Here is a 16,801-nt window from a genome sequence, read left to right on the forward strand (position 1 = left end):
GGTGCGGTCCTGCGGGTGGTGCGGTCCTGCGGGTGGTGCGGTCCTGCGGGTGGTGCGGTCCTGCGGGTGGTGCGGTCCTGCGGGTGGTGCGGTCCGGGTGGGCGGCGAGCCCGGGGGGAGTCGCTCGCCGCCCACCCGGAGTTCCTGGGTTATCTCCGGCCCGACTGGCTGTCGTCGGGCCGGTCGGGCCGGTCGGTCCTGCTCGGGCGGACGTCGGGCAGGGGCGGCGCGCTCGGCGGCGCCGGGACGGTCACGCCGGGCCGGCCGGGCTTGGCCCCGTTGCCGCCGTTGCCCTTGTCCTGGACCTTGTCCTGGCCCTTCTCTTGGCCCTGGTCCTGGCCGTTGCCCTTGTTCTTGTCCTGCCCGTTGCCCCGGCCGTCCTCGGTGTTCCCCTTGCCCACGCCAGGGCCGGGGGTGGGCCGGCCGGGTTCGTGGGGCTGTGCGGTGGCGCCCGGGTGGTCGTCGTCCTCTTCGCCGAGCGCCTCCGCGCAGTAGTCCGCCACCTTCTCCGCCCCGCCGGCCGCCGCGACCAGCGGGCCGAACCGCGGCTCGGTGGCCGGTGACCGCTCGCCCCGGCCCGACCAGTCGGCGAAGCCGTGGCAGAGGGCGACCAGTCCGGGCGCGAGCGGCCGGGCGCCGTGCCCCTCGGCGTCGCCGTCGCCGTCGGTATCGGTGGAGGGGGTGCCGGGCTTCGCGGCGGTGGACGGTCCGACCAGCTGCGGGCCGCCCGAGGCGGAGCCGCCGGACGGGCGGACGGACGGGGTGCCGGGCGCGGCACTGCCGGGCGAGGAGGCGGACGAACCGGCCGACGCATCGGCGGACGCGGTGCCGGGCGCACTGCCGGAGGGCCCGCCCGCGGCGGCGAGCGCGTGCTCGGGTGCGCCGGACCCGCCGCCCAGCGGGGACGGCAGGTTGCCGGTGCCGGCGGCGACCGCGACCCCGCACAGCGCGGTGGCGCCGAGCACGGCGGCAGTGGCCTTCGTGCTGAAGGCCCTGGCCAGCGCGGCGGTTGCCATCGATCGTCTCCGGACGGGTGTGGTCACTACGGGGTCGGGCGTGAGACGCGCCTCCCGGAACGCGGTCAGGGCGGCCTGCTCCCCGGCCAGTTCGTCGGCCGTCGCCGGGGCGGCGGCCGCGGCGAGGATCCGGGCGAGCGGCCCGGGACCGCCGTCCGGTCCGGTGAGCGAGGCGTCCTGCCCGGCCGGCGGGCCGCCCACGGCACCGCCGAGCAGATGCTCGGCAGCGTCACGGTCGATCCGACGGGATCGGTTGGTGCTCATCTCATGTCCTTCAGCGTCGCGGCCCGGCGTTCTGTCACACCTTGCGGAGAACTTTTTCCCGCAGGCTTTCCCGCGGATTTCCCCGTGGGCTTCCCGGCGGCCTTCCCCGCGGTTTCCTCGGCGGGTTCCTCGACGGGCCCCTCGGTACGGCGCCGGCCGGGCCGGCCGGGCCGCCGCACGGCCGGTTCGGCCTCGCGCGCGGCGGGGATCCCGACCCCGGCCGCGAAGGACTGCTCCAGCAGCGTGGCCAGTTTCCGCAGCCCCCGGTGGGCGGCCATCCGGACGCTGCCGGCCCGCTTGCCGAGCACCCGTGCGGCGCTCTCGGCGTCCAACTCCATGACCACCCGCAGCAGGACGGCCTCGGCCTGGTCGCGCGGCAGCCGGGAGATCAGCGCCAGCGCGTCGGCGGTGCCGACGGTGGCCAGCGCGGCGCCCGCGGTGTCGTCCCCGGCGGCCAGCCCGGCCAGGTACTCGAAGGGCAGGTCGGCGACCGGGCGGCGGCGCCGGGCGCGCAGGTGGTCGAGCGCGCGGTGACGCGCGACGGTGGCGGCCCAGCCGCGGAAGCCGTCCCCGTCACCGGAGAAGCCGCCCAGGTCGCGGGCGATCTGCAGCCAGGTCTCGGAGGCGATGTCCTCGGCGTCCTGGGCGTCCTCGGGGCGGCCGCCGACCAGGACCCGCAGGTAGCGCAGCAGGCCCGGCTGGACGGTCCGGAACAGCAGCCGGAACGCCTCCTCGTCCCCGGCCTGGGCGGCCCGGACGGCCTCGGTCAGATCGGCGGGAGCGGGGGCCCGGCCCGCTGGCGGGCCGACGGAAGGGACTGGTCCGGACCGGCCGACGGGGCTGCCGGTGCCCGCTCCGGGGCGCTCTGCACTCTGCACCCGCCACATCATGGGCCATCCGGGCGAACGCGACCCCGCGAGCCGGGAGAAGTCGCAGGTCGGAGCGGCTGTCACGGCCCGCGCCATGACAGCTGTCACGCGGATCCGGCAACGGACGACACTGCTCTGACGGAGGGTCGGACGGAAACACTGGAGGCACGACGCGGGCAGCGGCCCGCGGCCACCAGCAGGGAAGGAACCCGCCGTGAACCGGACCGTCACCATCACCGCCGCGACCACCGCCGAGGCCGGCGCGACCCCGAACCCGTCGGCCTCCGGGCTCCGCCCGCTCGCCATCGACGTGGTCGCCCCGCTGGCCGGCTACTACCTGCTGCACTCGGTCTGCGACCTGAGCGTGTTCGCCGCGCTGGCGTGGAGCAGCGCCATCCCGGCCGCCCGGACCGTGCTCGGCCTGCTGCGCGAGCACAGGCTCAACCTGTGGGCCGCGCTGATGCTGACCGTGAACCTGGCGGGCCTGGCGCTCACCTTCGTCACCGGCGACGCCCGGCTGATGATCGCCAAGGACGGCGGGCTGAGCGGCACCGTGGCGCTGGCCGTCCTGATCTCGGCGCTGGTCGGCCGGTCGGTGATGACCCCGGTGCTGATGCCCTTCCTCACCAAGGGCAAGCACGACCGGGCCGCCGCCTGGCAGCGGCTGGTCGAGGGCCGGGCGGCCGGCTCCCTGGCCTTCCGGCGCCACGAGCGGGTGTTCGCGGGCGTCTGGGGCACCGCGCTGCTGGCCGACTGCGTCGCCCGGGTGGTCGGCGCCTTCGCCCTGCCGGTGGCGACCATGGCCTGGCTGTCCACCGTGTTCATGATCGGCGCGATCGCGGCCGGCGCGATGCTCGGTCGGATCGCGGCCGATCCGATGGAGAAGCTGGTCGCCGCCGAGACCGAAGCCCCGACCGCCGCCTGACCTCGCCTGCCATCTACCTGCCGCCCGGGGGAGCATCACCGCCCCCGGACGGTGCCCGAACCGGCCCCAACGCCGGGTGTCGGCGATCCGAACAGCACGGAACCATCCGGATCTCCCGGGAGTCCTTCATAACGAGGGGGTAACGGGACCCCCGGTCGAGGAAACGGGGCCCCCATGAGCCGGACGCACGCGCTGACCACCACCGAGGACCGCACCCTCGTGTGGGACGGCTGCCTGAACGTCCGCGACCTGGGCGGACTGCCCACCGTCTCCGGCCGGCCGACCGCCCGCGGGGCGATAGTCCGGGCGGACAACCTGGACCGCCTCACCGCCGAGGGCTGGGACGCCCTCCTCGACCACGGTGTCCGCACCGTGGTCGACCTGCGCAACGCCGAGGAGTACAAGCCGCTCCTCCCGCTCCCCGAGGGCGTCGAGCTGGTCCGCGTCCCGCTGGACGAACTCGCCGGCCCCGCCTGGTGGGAGGCCTACGGCCGACTGGACGGCACCCCGCTCGCGCTCCGCCCCTACCTGGACCACTGCCCGCACGCCGCCGCCGCGCTGATCGCCGCCATCGCCGGCGCCCGCCCCGGCGGCCTGGTCGTGCACTGCGGCGCCGGCCGCGACCGCACCGGCCTGGCGGCCCTGCTGCTGCTCGCCCTGGCCGGCGTCGAACGGGCCGCGATCGTCGAGGACTACCAGCTCAGCGGCCCCAACGTCCGCCCGCTGTACGGGATGCTGGGCCTGCCGGACCAGTACCACCGGATCGACGCGGTGCTCGCCGAGGCCGGCACCACCGCCGAAGCCGCCCTGGCGGGCGCACTGGAGGGCCTCGACCCGGCGGGCTACCTGCTCGCCGCCGGGGCCACCCCCGCCGAGGTCGCCGCCGTCCGGGCCCGGCTGCTGCCCGCCGCGTAGCGGCCACCGGGCCTGGCCGGCTCCCGCAACTCGGCCAGCTGGAAGTTGAGTTCGCGAGGCGGCTCGGCCTCGGGCAGGGCCGGGATCCGCGGCCCGCCCATCGGACGCCTCCGTTCCGCAGGGTCACCGAAGACTACTCACGCGTAGCGTCAACCGATGGTTGACGACCTGGGATCGACAACCTACGGTTGACGCATGGAGAATCCCGTCGTTCCCAACACCACTCCGCTGCGCCTCGACGACCTGATCGCCGCGATCAAGAAGGTCCACCCCGACGCGCTCGACCAGTTGTCCGACGCGGTCATCGCCGCCGACCACCTCGACGACCTCGCCGACCACCTGATCGGCCACTTCGTCGACCAGGCCCGCCGCTCCGGCGCGTCCTGGACCGACATCGGCCGCAGCATGGGCGTCAGCAAGCAGGCCGCCCAGAAGCGGTTCGTCCCCAAGGACCCGGGCACCCCCACCGACCTCGACCCCAGCCAGGGCTTCGCCCGGTTCACCGACCGGGCCCGGAGCGTCGTGATGGCCTCGCAGGAGGAGGCCAGGGCGGCCGGCAACGCCGAGATCACCGCCGAACACCTCCTGCTCGGCCTGCTCGCCGAACCGGAGGGCATCGGGCTCAAGGCGCTCGCCGCCCAGGGCGTCACCCCGGAGGCCGTCCGGGAGGCGGCCGCCGCCGCCCTGCCGGCCGCCACCGAGCAGGTGCCCGCGCTGATCCCGTACGACGCGCAGGGCAAGAAGGTGCTGGAACTGACCTTCCGCGAGGCGCTGAAGCTCGGGCACAACTACGTCGGCACCGAGCACATCCTGCTCGCCCTGCTGGAGCTGGAGAACGGCTCGGGCGTGCTCGCCGGCCTCGGCGTCGAGAAGTCCGAGGCGGAGACCTTCACCTCCGAGGCCATCAAGGCCATCATCGCCGCCCGGAACGCCGAGCAGGCGTGAGACGGGCCCGGCCCCGGGAGGAACTCCCGCCCGGGGCCGGTCGGTTGGGCCGGGGTGGGACTCAGAAGCCGGAGATGGGCGTGCTGACGATCCGCACCCGGCCGTCGGCGGCCGCCTCCAGCGCCGCCCGCAACCGGACCGAGCGGGCCGGGCCGAGGAGTTCCAGCGCCTCCTCGACGGTGGCCCATTGGTGCCGGTCCAGTTCACCGGCCGGGACGGTCACGGGGGTGCCGTCCGGGACGGTGCCGAAGTCGAACATCAAGTGCTGCGCCGGGTGGTCGAGTTCGGACGAGGGGTGGGTCCAGGAGATGGCCAGTAGATCCCCGGTCGCCTTGACGATGCCGGTCTCCTCCAGCAACTCCCGCGAGGCGCACTCCACCGGGCCCTCGCCGAGGTCGATCGTGCCGCCCGGGAACTGCCAGTACTCGCGGTACCCGGCCTTCACGATCAGGATCCGGCCGGACTCGTCCCGCAGCAGGCAGCCCGCCGCCGCGTAGATCCTGGGCAGGGACGCCAACCATTCCTCACGGGACTTCAAGGGCTCAGCCGTCACTGCGATCCTCCTGGGGCACGGTGGTTCTGCACCGCCCACTCTGCCACCGACCCGCCCGGGGCCGTCGGTTCAGCGCTGGGCCGTCGGTTCAACGCTGGGCGGAGCACAGGCCCACGCTCTCCTCGGCCAGGGCGGAGCTCCGGGAGGTTGCGAGAAGTTCCGCCGGAGCCGATGAGCCCGGACCGCCGGGCCGGTCCAAGCAGCATGGACACCACGCCGAAGCCCCCGACCGCCCCCGCCCTGACCTGCGACCTGACCTGCGACCTGGGCGCGCTGACCGCGCCCGACCTGGCCGTCGTCGACGCCCTCGCCCGGCTGCGGCTCGCCGCCGCTCGGCACGGGGTGGGCGTGGTGCTGCTGAACGCGAGCGGCCCGCTGCGGGAACTGCTCGCGTTCAGCGGGCTCGCGGCCCTGCTGCCGGGGGGCGTGGACCCCCTCGACCTCCGGCGGCCCGAACAGGGCCTACTCGGCGGCCAGCCGGGGCGGGAGGCCGAACAGCGGGAAGAGCACGTCGGTGTCCAGGAAGTTGGTGAACCCGGTGATCCGGCCCGCTGACACCTCCAGCACGATCAGCGCCCACGGCTCGTGCCCGCCCGCCGGGCTCGGCCGGTACTGGGCGAAGGCCGGAGCGCCGTTGGCCGTCACCGGGACCAGCCGGGAGCCGCGGCAGCCGTGGCCCGGGCCGAGCATCCAGGCCCGGATCTCGCCCTGCCCCCGCAGCCACATCGCGTACGGCGGCATGTTGAGCGTGACGTCCTCGTGCAGCAGCGCGGCGAGGCCGTCCATGTCGTACGCCTCGAAGGCGCGGACGTAGCGGTCGAGCAGCGCGCGGTGGTCGTCGTCCAGGGCGGGGGCCGGGCGGGCGGCCGCGCCGTCCCCGGCGAGCACCGCGCGCGCCCGCTGCAGCGCGCTGTTCACCGAGGCCACCGTGACGCCGAGCAGTTCGGCCACCTCGGCGGCCTTCCAGCCGAGCACCTCGCGCAGGATCAGCACGGCCCGCTGCCGGGGCGCGAGGCGCTGCAGCACGGCGACGAAGGCCAGCTTCACCGACTCGCGCCGGGCCGCCACCTCGGCCGGGTCGCCCGTCTCGGGCAGCACCCGGCCGTCCGGCGCGGGGCCGATCCACGTCACCTCGGGCAGCCGGGTGTCGCTCGCGGTGGCCACCGTCACCGGGCCGGCCAGGTCCATCGGGCGGGCCCGGTTGTTGCGGCCGTTCAGCGCGTCCAGGCACACGTTGGTGGCGATCCGGTACAGCCAGGAGCGCAGCGCGGCGCGGCCCTCGAAGCCCCGGTGGCCCCGCCAGGCGCGGACCATCGTCTCCTGCACCGCGTCCTCGGCCTCGAAGACCGAGCCGAGCATCCGGTAGCAGTAGCCCGTCAGCTCCGTCCGGTACCGCTCCAACTGGAGCTCGACCGGCTCCTCCGTGATCAGGTCGGCCATGGTGCGCCCCCGTCGTCCCGCCCCGTGCTGGTGAACGGCACGAAGGTACTCCAGCCCACTGACAACCGCCCCGGACACCCTCCGAGCACGCGTCGGGGGCGGGCGCCGGAACGCGGCGCCCGCCCCCGGACCCGGATCCGCTCAGTGGGCGGAGTGCTTCTCCGCGCCGCGGTGCCGGTGGCCCTTCAGCTCGGCGTGCATCGACGGGGCGGCGTGCCCCGCCGAGGCCGCCCGGTCGCGGCCACCGTGCCGGAAGGCGTCGGGCACGGCGTACCCGGCGGTGGCGGAGGACATGGCGTCGGCGCGCAGCATCGGCACCAGCCGGGTGGGCGCGGTCGCCATGCCGCGGCGCTCCAGCAGTTCCTGGGTGCCCCGGCGGAGCTGGGCGGTGCTGCCCGGTGTTCGCTTGGTCATCGTCGGCCTCCCTTCGGCGGTCACCGGCCGGACGGATGTCGACCGGAGGGGCCGGGGGCCGCACGGGCGTTATGTCCGGATTTTATCGGGGTTGCGCCCGGATGCCACCGGGAGATGCCACCGGGAACGGGCCTCGGCTTCCCCGAGCCGGGCCGGCCCGGGCCTCAGCCCATGACCTCGTGGACGAAGCACCAGCGCCAGTCCTCGCCCCGCTCGTACGAGCGGATCACCGGATGCGAGGTGTTGTGGAAGTGCGCGGTGGCGTGCCGCTGCGGCGAGAAGTCGCAGCAGCCGATGTGGCCGCAGTCCAGGCAGATCCGCAGGTGCACCCAGTCCCGGCGCCCCTGGGCCAGGCAGTCGGCGCAGCCGTCGACCGGGGGGAGGGGCTCGATGCCCTGGGGGGCCGCGGCGAGGTCTTCGCAGGCACTCATGCCCGCAGGGTAGTGACGGCCCGGCCGGCCCCGGCCTCAAGACACGCCGCGCGCCCGGTCGGCCTTCCCGGCGCCAGGGTGGTCCTGCCGCACCCAGGACCGCGGATCCCGGGAAAGCGCATCCCAGGAAGGCCGCACCCGGGACGCACACGGCCCTGGGCGAACCTCCGCCGCCCGCGCACAGTTGTCGTCGTCAGCCCCACCACCCTCCCAGGCCCAGGAGCCACCGATGAGCTACCCCGCCCTCGCCGCCCGCACCGCCGTCGTCACCGGAGCCGCCAGCGGCATGGGCGCGGCCACCGCACGCCTGCTCGCCGCCCACGGCGCCCGGGTCGCCCTGCTCGCCCGCCGCACCGACCGGCTCGACACCCTCGCGGCCGAGCTCACCGCCACCGGCGGCCAGGCCCTCGCCGTCACCGCCGACATCACCGACCAGGCCTCCGTCGACGCCGCCGCCAAGGCCGTCCACGACGCCTACGGCCGGGTCGACCTGGTGGTCAACAGCGCCGGCGTGATGCTGCCCAACCCCCTCGCCGACGGCCGGACCGACGAGTGGACCCGCATGGTCGACACCAACCTCACCGGCGCTCTGCGGATCATCCGCGCCTTCGCCGACGACCTCACCGCGGCCGCCGCCGACGGCCGGGCCGCCGACCTGGTCAACGTCTCCTCCATCGCCTCGCGCGTCGTCTTCCCCAATTACGCCGTGTACAGCGCCACCAAGGCCGCGCTCACCCAGCTGTCCGCCGCCCTGCGCTCCGAACTCAGCCCCCGCGACGTCCGGGTCAGCTCCATCGAGCCCGGCCTGACCGACACCGAACTCGGCGGCCACATCGACAACCCCGCCCTGCGCGAACAGCTCGGCGGCATGTTCGCGGCCATCCCCGCACTCACCGCGGACGACCTCGCCGACCTGATCGCCTACACCGTCAGCCGCCCCCGGCACGTCAACCTGAGCCACACGGTCGTCGTGCCGACCCGGCAGGCGTAGGGCCGGTCCCCGAACTCCCCCGATCCGGGTCGGCTTCCGGGCTCCGGCTCCACCATCAGGGGAGGCATGGGAGCATGCCACCCGTGGCGATCGTGACGGGGAGAACGAACGGCGACACCGGCGGTGGCGACACCGCCGGCACGCCCGCACCGGCGGACACCGGCATACCGGCGAGCGCCGGAGCCGGCCGGGGCCCGGCCCGGGCGGTGTCCGAACCCGGCCGGATCCGGCAGCCCGTCGCCCTGATCCGGCTGCTCACCGGGCTCATCGCCATCGCGCTCACCCTGCTGCTCGCCGACTACGCCCGGGCCACCACCGGCGGCATCGCCGCCGACGTCGCCGAAGCCGCCGAACTGGTGCCCCGGCCGCTCGCCGGCCTCGCCGGCGGCCTCACCACCGCCGCCGTGCTGCTGGTTCCCGTCGTCCTCGCCGCCCGCCGCCTCCTCGGCCCCGACCGGCGACGCGCCCTCCAGCAGGTCTCCGACGGCCTGCTCGCCGCCGTCCTCGCCTACGGCGCCACCCTGCTCCTCGACCTGTGGGCCGACGGCGTCGCCCCCGCCTCCCTGCTCGCCGCCCTCACCCAGGCCCTGCCGGGCGGCGCCCTCGGCCACACCGAGCCCGTCTACGGCTACCTCGCGCCCGTCCTCGCCTTCATGACCGCCTCCGGCAACCGCGAACACCGGGCCCCCTGGGCCGTCCTCGCCCTCTCCGGCCTCGCCGGACTCGCCGGCGGGTACGCCACCCCCACCGCCCTGCTGCTCGGCCTGCTCATCGGCTGGACCGGCGCCCACGGCACCCTCTACGCCGTCGGCACCCCCGACCCGCTGCCCAGGCCCGGCGAGATCCTCCGGGCCCTGCGCGAGAGCGGCCTGCGCCCGGCCGAGGCCCACCCCGCCGGGCCCGACCGCTACCTGGTCCGGCAAGCCGACGACCGGCCCGACCTCGACGTCCAGCTCCTCGACCGGCAAGCCGTCACCGCCGCCGCCGTCCAACGCGCCTGGCGCCGCCTGCGACTGCGCACCGCCCCCCACCCCCGGGCCCTGCGCTCCCCCCGCGCCGGCCTCGAACACGAGGCGCTCGTCACCTACGCGGCCCTCGCCGCCGGCGTCCGCACCCGCCGCATCGCCGCCACCGCCGGCCTCGGCCAGGACACCGCCCTCATCGCCTACGAACACCTCCCCGGACGCGCCCTCGACCGGCTCCCCGACGAGGAGGTCACCGACGACCTGCTGGCCGACGCCTGGCGGCAGCTCGCCCGCCTCCAGCGCCGGGAGATCGCCCACCGGGCGCTCGTCCCGTCCTCCCTGCTGGTGGACGCGACCGGCGCGGTGCACCTGGTCGACTTCGCCGACGGCGACATCGCGGCCGGCGAACTCGTGCTGCGCTGCGACATCGCCCAGCTGCTCACCACCCTCGCCCTGCGGGCCGGCGCCGCCCGCTCCGTCCACACCGCCGTCACCGTCCTCGGCGCCGACACCGTCGAGGCCGCCCTCCCCCTCCTCCAGCCCATCGCCCTCGCCCGCACCACCCGCCACGCCCTCAAGCGCACCGCCCGCCCGACCGCCGCCCACCCGACCGCCGCCGCGCGCTCGGGCGGCCCGGCAGGCCCCGGGCCCGACGAGGCCGCCGGCGGCGGGGGCGGGCTGCTGGAGGAGATCCGGGCGGAGGTGCTGCGGACCAGGCCGCAGGCGGAGGTGCGGCCGGTGCGGTTGGAGCGGCTGCGGCCGCGGACCCTGCTGGCGGTGGTGGGCGGGGTGGTGGCCGGGTGGCTGCTGATCCCGCAACTGTTCGCGGCCGAGGACAACCCGATCTCGGCGGTGGCCGACGCCGATCCGGCGTGGCTGGCGCTGGCGCTGCTGGCGGCGGCGCTGAGCCACGTGACGGCGGCGATGGGGTTCGTCGGGTTCGTGCCGGAGCGGCTGGACTTCCGCAACGCGGTGCTGGCGCAGCTGGCCGGGGCGTTCGTGAAGCTGGTGTCGCCCGGGGGCGTCGGCGGGATCGCGCTGAACACCCGGCTGTTGCAGCGGGCCGGGATCCCGACCGCGCAGGCGCTGTCCAGCGTCGGGGTGGGGCAGTTGATCGGCCTGGTGCTGCACCTGCTCCAGCTGGGCGCCTTCGTCTACCTGCTGGACCTGCAACCGGGCGGTTCGGAGCTGGACGCGCTGCCCGCCGTGGTGGGCGGGCTGGCGGGGGCGGCGGCGCTGCTGGCGGTGGTCTCGGCGGTGCCGCCGGCCCGGCGCTGGCTGGCGGCGCGGCTGCGGCCGCTGACCACCGAGGTGCTGCCGCGGCTGCTGGACCTGCTGCGCAGCCCGGCCCGCCTGGCGGTGGGGCTGACCGGGCAGCTGCTGGTGTCGATCTGCCTGATCGGCTGCCTGTACTGCTGCACCCGGGCGATCGGCCGGGAGCCGTCCTTCGCCTCGGTGGCGGTGGTGTTCCTGGTGGGCAACGCGGCGGGCAACGTGGCGCCGACCCCGGGCGGGGCCGGCGCGGTGGACGGGGCGCTGATCGCGCTGCTGCAGCAGACCGCGTCGATGGAGAAGGGCGGCGCGCTGGCGGCGGTGGCGATGTACCGCCTGCTGACGCTGATCCTGCCGGTGCTGCCGGGCTGGGCGGCGATGACCTGGCTGCAGCGCCGCCGGGCGCTGTAGCGCACCGGACGGCGCCCCGGACCGGGCCCGGCGGCGGCTACTCGCGGTACTCGTCCTCGTCGAGCTGGACGACGCGGCTCTGCTCGGCGGCGTCGGCGACATCGGTGGCCGGGTCGGCTCCGACGGCCCGGCGTTCGGCCACCTCGTCGTACTCGTCGCCCTCGGGTGCCTCGTCGTCGGATTCGACGGTCTCGACGGCCTCGTCGATCAGGTAGTCCTCGTGATTCTGCGGCATGGCGTCCGTCCTCACTGTTCGGAGGCGCTGTCCGGAGGCTCCCACGGGCGCGGGGGCGGTACTGGCAGTATCCGTCGCCGGGCGGCCGGGCGCGATCGCGCCGGGGCGGCCCCGCGGCACCCGGGCCGCCGGCCGGCACGGAACGCGCCGCAGGCCACCGGGGGTACGATCGGTGCCGTACCAAGGGCTTACCCACACCCACCCGGTGGCCCCGAGGCCCTTACGAACGACGGGGAAATCATGTCCGGCTCGCACTACTTCACCGGTGCACCCGAGGTCGCCAGCGAGCGCCGGCCGATCACGGTCTCCCTGCCGGACCTCACCCTCGAACTGACCACCGACACCGGAGTGTTCTCGCGCGGCCGGCTCGACCCGGGCACCCGGATCCTGCTGGAGCACGCCCCGCAACCGCGGGTGCGCGGCCCGATCCTGGACGTCGGCTGCGGCTACGGCCCGATCGCGCTGACCTGGGCGAGCCGGCGCAGGCGGCTGCCGGTCTGGGCGGTGGACGTGAACGAGCGCGCGCTGGAACTGGTGCGGCTGAACGCCGAGGCACTGCGGCTGGGCAACGTCCAGGCCGCGCTGCCCGAGGACGTCCCGCAGGACGTGCGGTTCGCCACCATCTACTCCAACCCGCCGATCCGGATCGGCAAGGCCGAGCTGCGCCGGCTGCTCACGCACTGGCTCGGCCGGCTGACCCCGGACGGCTCGGCGTTCCTGGTGGTGCAGAAGCACCTGGGCTCGGACTCGCTGCAGAAGTGGCTGAACGAGCAGGGCTACCCGACCACCCGGGTCGCGTCGGTCAACGGGTTCCGGATTCTGGAAGCACGACCCCGCCCGGAGCCGGGCGAGGGTACGGAGAGTGGACGGGGAACGTCGTCGTGAAGCAGTTGCGCGGGACCGAACTGAAGCGACTGCACCGCTCGTGGCGGCGCAGCAACGAGTTCCGGCTCGCGATGATCCTGGAGAACCTGCAGTCGCCGTTCAACGTCGGCTCGGTGGTCCGGACCGGGGCCGCGATGGGCGCCGAGAAGCTGTACCTGGCCGGGGAGACCCCGTCGGTGCGCTCCTCGGGCGCGCAGAAGGCCGCGATGGGCACCGACAAGTACCTGAAGGTGGAGCACTTCCCGACGATCGCGGAGGCGGTCGCGGCGGCGAAGGCGGACGGCTTCAAGGTGGTCGGCCTGGAGCTGGCGGACGAGGCGGTGCCGATGTTCGCCGCCGAACTGACCCCGGCGGTGGCCTTCGTGCTGGGGCACGAGGACCGCGGGATCACCCCCGACGCGCTGGCGCTCTGCGACCAGGTGGTGTTCGTGCCGCAGCTGGGCCGGGTCGGCTCGCTGAACGTGTCGGCGGCCGCGACGGTGGCCTGCTACGAGGCGCGCCGCCAGGGGTACGCGATCAGCGGCACCCCGGACGGCACCGACCTCGGCGACCTCGGCGGGGCCGACGACGAGTAGGACCTGATCCGATCCGGAGGGGTGTGCCGAAAGGCCCACCCCTCCGGTCGTTTCCGTCTGCCATCTCTGCCGAACGGCAGATGTGCCCGGCCGCCCGCGCCGGAAGCATGGCGGACATGACGGAACTCCGGATCCTCGACCTGACCAAGGAGTACCGCGGCGGCAAGCGCGCGGTGGACTCGTTCTCGCTGACGCTGCGGCCCGGCGTGCTCGGCCTGCTCGGTGCCAACGGCGCCGGGAAGTCCAGCCTGATGCGCATCCTGGCCACGGTCACCCGGCCCACCTCCGGGCAGGTGCTCTGGGACGGCGCGGACACCGCCCGCCGGCCCGGCCCGCTGCGCCGCACGGTCGGCTACCTGCCGCAGGACTTCGACGGCTACCCGCAGCTCACCGCCCGCGAGTTCCTCGCCTACCTGGCCGCCGCCAAGGGCCTGCGGCGGCGCCGTGCGAAGGCCCGGATCGACGAACTGCTCGACCTGGTCAACCTGTCCGGCGCGGCCGGGCAGCGGCTGGGGGCGATGTCCGGCGGGATGCGCCAGCGCGTCGGCATCGCGCAGGCGCTGCTGAACGACCCGGCACTGCTGATCGTCGACGAGCCGACCGTCGGGCTCGACCCGGAGGAGCGGCTGCGCTTCGGCGGCCTGCTGACCGGGCTCGGCGCCGAACGGATCGTCGTGCTGTCCACCCACATCGTCTCCGACGTGGCCGCCACCGCCGACCGGATCGCCGTGATGGGGCACGGCCGGCTGCTGCACCACGGCACCCCGGAGGACCTGCTGCGGGGCGCGGCGGGCTCGGTCTGGGAGCTGACCGTGGCCGCCGACCGGCTCCCGGCGCTGCGCTCGCGGTTCCTGCTGGGCGCCACCACCCGCACCCCGCAGGGCGTCCGGGTCCGGGTGCTGTCCCCGCACCCTCCCGCGCCGGAGGCCGAGCCCGTCCCGCCCCGGCTGGACGACGCGTACCTGCTGCTCACCGCCGCCCAGGCCGGGCCCGAGCGGGTGTCGGCGTGACGGCCGGCCTCTGGGCGCTCCCGCTCGCCGACTTCCGGGAGCGCCGCCGACGGCCCGGGTACCTGGCGGTGCTGCTCGGCACGCTCGCGCTCGGACTGCTGGCCGCGCCGGTCGGCGACTCCCGCTGGACGGTGTTCCAGGTCACCGACCTGCACGGCCGCTACACCAGCGGCTACGTGGGGACGGTGACTGCGCTCGGCGGCGCGGTCTGGCTGTCACTGGCCGGCTTCGGCATCGCCCGGGGGTCGATCGGGCGGGACGAGCGGAGCGGCGTGGGCAGGTTGCTCGCCGCCACCCCGCTGACCCGGATCGGCTACCTGGCGGGCAAGTTCGGCAGCAACCTGCTGCTGTTCGGCTCGATGCTGCTGGCCCTGGCCGGGACGGCCCTCGGCGTGCAGCTGGTCAAGGGCGACTCCGGGCACGTGGACGTGCTGCGGCTGCTGCTGCCGTACGTGCTGATCACGCTGCCGCTGCTGGCCGCGGTCGCCGGGTGCGCGGTGCTCTTCGACACCCTGCCCGGGCTGCGCGGCGGGCTCGGGGCACTGGTGTGGTTCGCGGTCTGGCTGGTCGCCGTGCTCGGCGCGCAGGCGGGCGGCGGGCCCGACCTGCTGGGCATGCGCCGGATCACCGCGTCGATCCGGGAGGCGATCGCGGCCGGCGGGCGGTCGGCGGACGGGGTCGAGTTCGGGGTCGGGCTCACCGCGGACAACCGGGTGCTGGGCACCTTCGACTGGCCCGGCCTCGGCCCCGGCGAGGCGGGCTCGCAGGCCGCCGGGGCGCTGCTGCTGACCGCCGTCGCGGTGGGGCTGGCGCTGCTCGGGGCACTCTGGTTCCGGCGCTTCGACGGGGAGGGGCCGCGCCCGGCCGCCGGGGCGTCCGGAGCCGTCCGGACCGACGGCCCCGCGCCCGGAGCCGGGGTCGCTCCCGGCGCGGCCGCCTTCGCCCTCGACCCGGCCCGGCCGACCCCGGCCCCGGCACGCCGGGGCGGCGCGGTGCTCGCCGCCCTCGCGGGCGAACTGCGGATCCTGGTGCAGGGCCAACGGCTGTGGTGGGCCGGGGCGGTAGCCCTCGCCGCACTCGCGGCATGGGTCGCCCCGGACGGCCCGAGCCACCCGGTGCTGCCGTTCGCGATGCTCTGGCCGGTGCTGCTGTGGTCCCGGATGGGCCACCGGGCGGGAGGCGGCAGCACCGGCGAACTGCTCGGCGCCTGCCCCTCGCCCCTGCGCCGGGGGCTGGCCGCCCTGCTCGCCGGGGTCGTCCCCGCCCTCGCCGTGGTAGCCGTGCCCGCGGCCCGGCTGCTCGCCGCCGGGCAGCCCCGGGCCGCCGCAGGCGCCCTGGCCGGGGCGCTGCTGATACCCGCCCTGGCACTGCTCTGCGGGGCCGTCACGGGCGGGCCGCGGCTGTTCCAGTCGCTCTACCCGATGCTCTGGTACGGGATGATCAGCCATGTCTCCGGGCTGGACTTCCTCGGCGTCTCCGGGGAGCGTGCCCCGGCCCCGACCGCGGTGGCCGCCGTCGCCGCCGCACTGGCCCTCGGCGCGCTCGCCCTGGGCGCGGTCCGCGAGGCCGCCCGCTGACCGCCACCGCGCGGCGGTGGTCAGCGCAGCGTCAGCTAAGCGTCAGCGCTCCAGGCGACTGTAGTTGGCATGACGTCGATCACGGCAGTCTCCAGCTGTCTTCCCGACACCATCCCGATCGCGCGCTTCCAACAGGAACTCCAGCTGACGGATGTGCAGCTCCGGCGCTACCAGCGCTTCTACGGGCTCTCCGAGGTGTGCCGCGACCCCGCGGCCACCGAGACCGAGCTGCTGCTGCGCGCCGCGACCAAGCTGGTGGAACTGCGCGGGCAGGAACAGCGCGTCAAGTACGTCCTCCAGGCCCGCACGATGCCGTCGCCGCTGCCGTACCCGATGACCTCGCTCCGACCGCTCCAGGTCGAGCTCGGCCTGGAGCACGCCGCCGGCTTCGTCGTCTCGCACCACGCCTGCGCCTCCGGGCTGCTCGCGCTGGACCTGGCGGGCACCCTGCTGGCCGCCGACCCGGACCCGAACGCGCTCGCCCTGGTCCTGGCCGGGGAGAAGGCGTGCACCACCCAGACGCAGTCCATCCCGGACGTCACCGTCATGGGCGAGGGCACCGTCGCCTTCCTGGTGAGCGCGGACCGCACCGGCTCCGACCGGATGCTCGGGTACGCAGCGCGCACCCACACCCAGTTCGGCGACGAGTTCATCATGGGCGACGCCGCCGCCAAGGAGTTCCAGGACCTGTACGGGCCCGGCCTGTGCGAGGTGATCGGCGCCGCCCTGGAGGAGGCCGGCTGCGGCCTCGACGAGCTGGCGCTCGTGCTGCCGCACAACGTCAACCGGCTGTCGTGGATCGGCGTCTGCAAGACGCTCGGGCTGCCGCTCGACAAGGTCTTCCTCGACCTGGTCGGCGAGACCGGGCACTGCTTCTGCGCCGACCCCTTCATCAACCTGCAGAAGGCCACCGAGCTGGGGCGGCTGCGCCCCGGCGACCGCTACCTGATGACCAGCGTGGGGCTCGGGGCGACCTTCGCCGCGATGGTCCTGGAGCACTGACGGCCGTCCACGGGACCGGCCGTCCCCCGCAGTACCGGCGCACCCGCACCCGCACCCGCAGCACCTGCGCACCCGCCGCACCGCGCCCGAGCGCACACGAGAAATG

Annotated in this window: 18 protein-coding genes; 11 read left to right on the forward strand and 7 right to left on the reverse strand. The window is 75.5% G+C overall.

Annotated elements, in window-relative coordinates:
- Nucleotides 1–149: 149 nt before the first annotated feature.
- On the reverse strand, nt 150–1,280 hold the full coding sequence (locus ACFWPI_RS11445) for a hypothetical protein (RefSeq protein ID WP_380378866.1): 1,131 nt from the start codon (nt 1,278–1,280) through the stop codon (nt 150–152).
- Nucleotides 1,277–2,158, reverse strand: a complete 882-nt coding sequence (locus ACFWPI_RS11450; RefSeq protein WP_380378864.1) for an RNA polymerase sigma factor — start codon at nt 2,156–2,158, stop codon at nt 1,277–1,279. The genes ACFWPI_RS11445 and ACFWPI_RS11450 overlap by 4 nt, the downstream gene beginning before the upstream one ends.
- A gap of 205 nt (nt 2,159–2,363) precedes the next feature.
- On the opposite strand from ACFWPI_RS11450, the gene ACFWPI_RS11455 reads away from it, so the two are divergent.
- From ACFWPI_RS11455 to ACFWPI_RS11465, 3 genes are all read left to right on the forward strand, one after another.
- Nucleotides 2,364–3,074, forward strand: a complete 711-nt coding sequence (locus ACFWPI_RS11455; RefSeq protein ID WP_380378862.1) for a VC0807 family protein — start codon at nt 2,364–2,366, stop codon at nt 3,072–3,074.
- 174 nt (nt 3,075–3,248) lie between these two features.
- Nucleotides 3,249–3,989 carry a tyrosine-protein phosphatase gene (locus ACFWPI_RS11460; RefSeq protein WP_380378860.1) on the forward strand — a complete coding sequence of 247 codons (741 nt, stop codon included), beginning with the start codon at nt 3,249–3,251 and terminating at the stop codon, nt 3,987–3,989.
- A gap of 195 nt (nt 3,990–4,184) precedes the next feature.
- The gene (locus tag ACFWPI_RS11465; protein WP_380378858.1) at nt 4,185–4,934 is read left to right on the forward strand and encodes a Clp protease N-terminal domain-containing protein; all 750 of its coding nucleotides are present in this window, start codon (nt 4,185–4,187) and stop codon (nt 4,932–4,934) included.
- A gap of 61 nt (nt 4,935–4,995) precedes the next feature.
- On the opposite strand, the gene ACFWPI_RS11470 is transcribed toward ACFWPI_RS11465, so the two are convergent.
- The gene (locus ACFWPI_RS11470) at nt 4,996–5,487 is read right to left on the reverse strand and encodes an NUDIX hydrolase (protein ID WP_063348748.1); all 492 of its coding nucleotides are present in this window, start codon (nt 5,485–5,487) and stop codon (nt 4,996–4,998) included.
- Between the two features lie 204 nt (nt 5,488–5,691).
- On the opposite strand from ACFWPI_RS11470, the gene ACFWPI_RS11475 reads away from it, so the two are divergent.
- Nucleotides 5,692–6,042, forward strand: a complete 351-nt coding sequence (locus tag ACFWPI_RS11475) for an STAS domain-containing protein (RefSeq protein ID WP_380335754.1) — start codon at nt 5,692–5,694, stop codon at nt 6,040–6,042.
- Here the strand turns inward: ACFWPI_RS11475 and ACFWPI_RS11480 are convergent.
- From ACFWPI_RS11480 to ACFWPI_RS11490, 3 genes are all read right to left on the reverse strand, one after another.
- Nucleotides 5,950–6,927, reverse strand: coding sequence for a sigma-70 family RNA polymerase sigma factor (locus tag ACFWPI_RS11480; RefSeq protein WP_380378856.1), 978 nt, complete (start codon nt 6,925–6,927; stop codon nt 5,950–5,952). The genes ACFWPI_RS11475 and ACFWPI_RS11480 overlap by 93 nt on opposite strands.
- Nucleotides 6,928–7,068: 141 nt before the next feature.
- Nucleotides 7,069–7,341: a hypothetical protein gene (locus tag ACFWPI_RS11485; RefSeq protein WP_063348746.1), complete on the reverse strand. Its 273-nt coding sequence runs from the start codon at nt 7,339–7,341 to the stop codon at nt 7,069–7,071.
- Between the two features lie 164 nt (nt 7,342–7,505).
- The gene (locus ACFWPI_RS11490; protein ID WP_063348745.1) at nt 7,506–7,772 is read right to left on the reverse strand and encodes a UBP-type zinc finger domain-containing protein; all 267 of its coding nucleotides are present in this window, start codon (nt 7,770–7,772) and stop codon (nt 7,506–7,508) included.
- Between the two features lie 229 nt (nt 7,773–8,001).
- On the opposite strand from ACFWPI_RS11490, the gene ACFWPI_RS11495 reads away from it, so the two are divergent.
- Nucleotides 8,002–8,763, forward strand: coding sequence for an SDR family oxidoreductase (locus ACFWPI_RS11495; protein WP_380378853.1), 762 nt, complete (start codon nt 8,002–8,004; stop codon nt 8,761–8,763).
- A gap of 83 nt (nt 8,764–8,846) precedes the next feature.
- The gene (locus tag ACFWPI_RS11500; RefSeq protein ID WP_380378851.1) at nt 8,847–11,411 is read left to right on the forward strand and encodes a lysylphosphatidylglycerol synthase domain-containing protein; all 2,565 of its coding nucleotides are present in this window, start codon (nt 8,847–8,849) and stop codon (nt 11,409–11,411) included.
- Nucleotides 11,412–11,448: 37 nt separating this feature from the next.
- Here ACFWPI_RS11500 and ACFWPI_RS11505 read toward each other — a convergent pair whose 3' ends face one another.
- Complete coding sequence (locus ACFWPI_RS11505) at nt 11,449–11,646, reverse strand: hypothetical protein (protein WP_063348742.1); 198 nt, start codon at nt 11,644–11,646, stop codon at nt 11,449–11,451.
- Nucleotides 11,647–11,886: 240 nt separating this feature from the next.
- Between ACFWPI_RS11505 and ACFWPI_RS11510 the strand changes: the two genes are divergently transcribed.
- The 5 genes from ACFWPI_RS11510 to ACFWPI_RS11530 all read left to right on the forward strand — a co-directional run bounded on the left by ACFWPI_RS11510 (nt 11,887) and on the right by ACFWPI_RS11530 (nt 16,695).
- A complete protein-coding gene (locus tag ACFWPI_RS11510; protein WP_380335744.1) occupies nt 11,887–12,531 on the forward strand; it encodes a class I SAM-dependent methyltransferase in 645 nt (214 codons plus the stop codon).
- Entirely contained in the window at nt 12,528–13,106 is a 579-nt protein-coding gene (locus ACFWPI_RS11515) for a TrmH family RNA methyltransferase (protein WP_350878299.1), read from the forward strand. Before ACFWPI_RS11510 ends, ACFWPI_RS11515 begins: the two co-directional genes overlap by 4 nt.
- A gap of 107 nt (nt 13,107–13,213) precedes the next feature.
- Nucleotides 13,214–14,116, forward strand: coding sequence for an ABC transporter ATP-binding protein (locus ACFWPI_RS11520; RefSeq protein WP_380378849.1), 903 nt, complete (start codon nt 13,214–13,216; stop codon nt 14,114–14,116).
- Nucleotides 14,113–15,693 carry an ABC transporter permease gene (locus ACFWPI_RS11525; RefSeq protein WP_380378848.1) on the forward strand — a complete coding sequence of 527 codons (1,581 nt, stop codon included), beginning with the start codon at nt 14,113–14,115 and terminating at the stop codon, nt 15,691–15,693. Before ACFWPI_RS11520 ends, ACFWPI_RS11525 begins: the two co-directional genes overlap by 4 nt.
- A 69-nt stretch (nt 15,694–15,762) precedes the next feature.
- Nucleotides 15,763–16,695, forward strand: a complete 933-nt coding sequence (locus ACFWPI_RS11530; RefSeq protein WP_380378847.1) for a 3-oxoacyl-[acyl-carrier-protein] synthase III C-terminal domain-containing protein — start codon at nt 15,763–15,765, stop codon at nt 16,693–16,695.
- Nucleotides 16,696–16,801 lie beyond the last annotated feature (106 nt).

It is taken from the genome of Kitasatospora sp. NPDC058492 (assembly GCF_042720685.1).
Taxonomy (GTDB): Bacteria; Actinomycetota; Actinomycetes; order Streptomycetales; family Streptomycetaceae; genus Kitasatospora.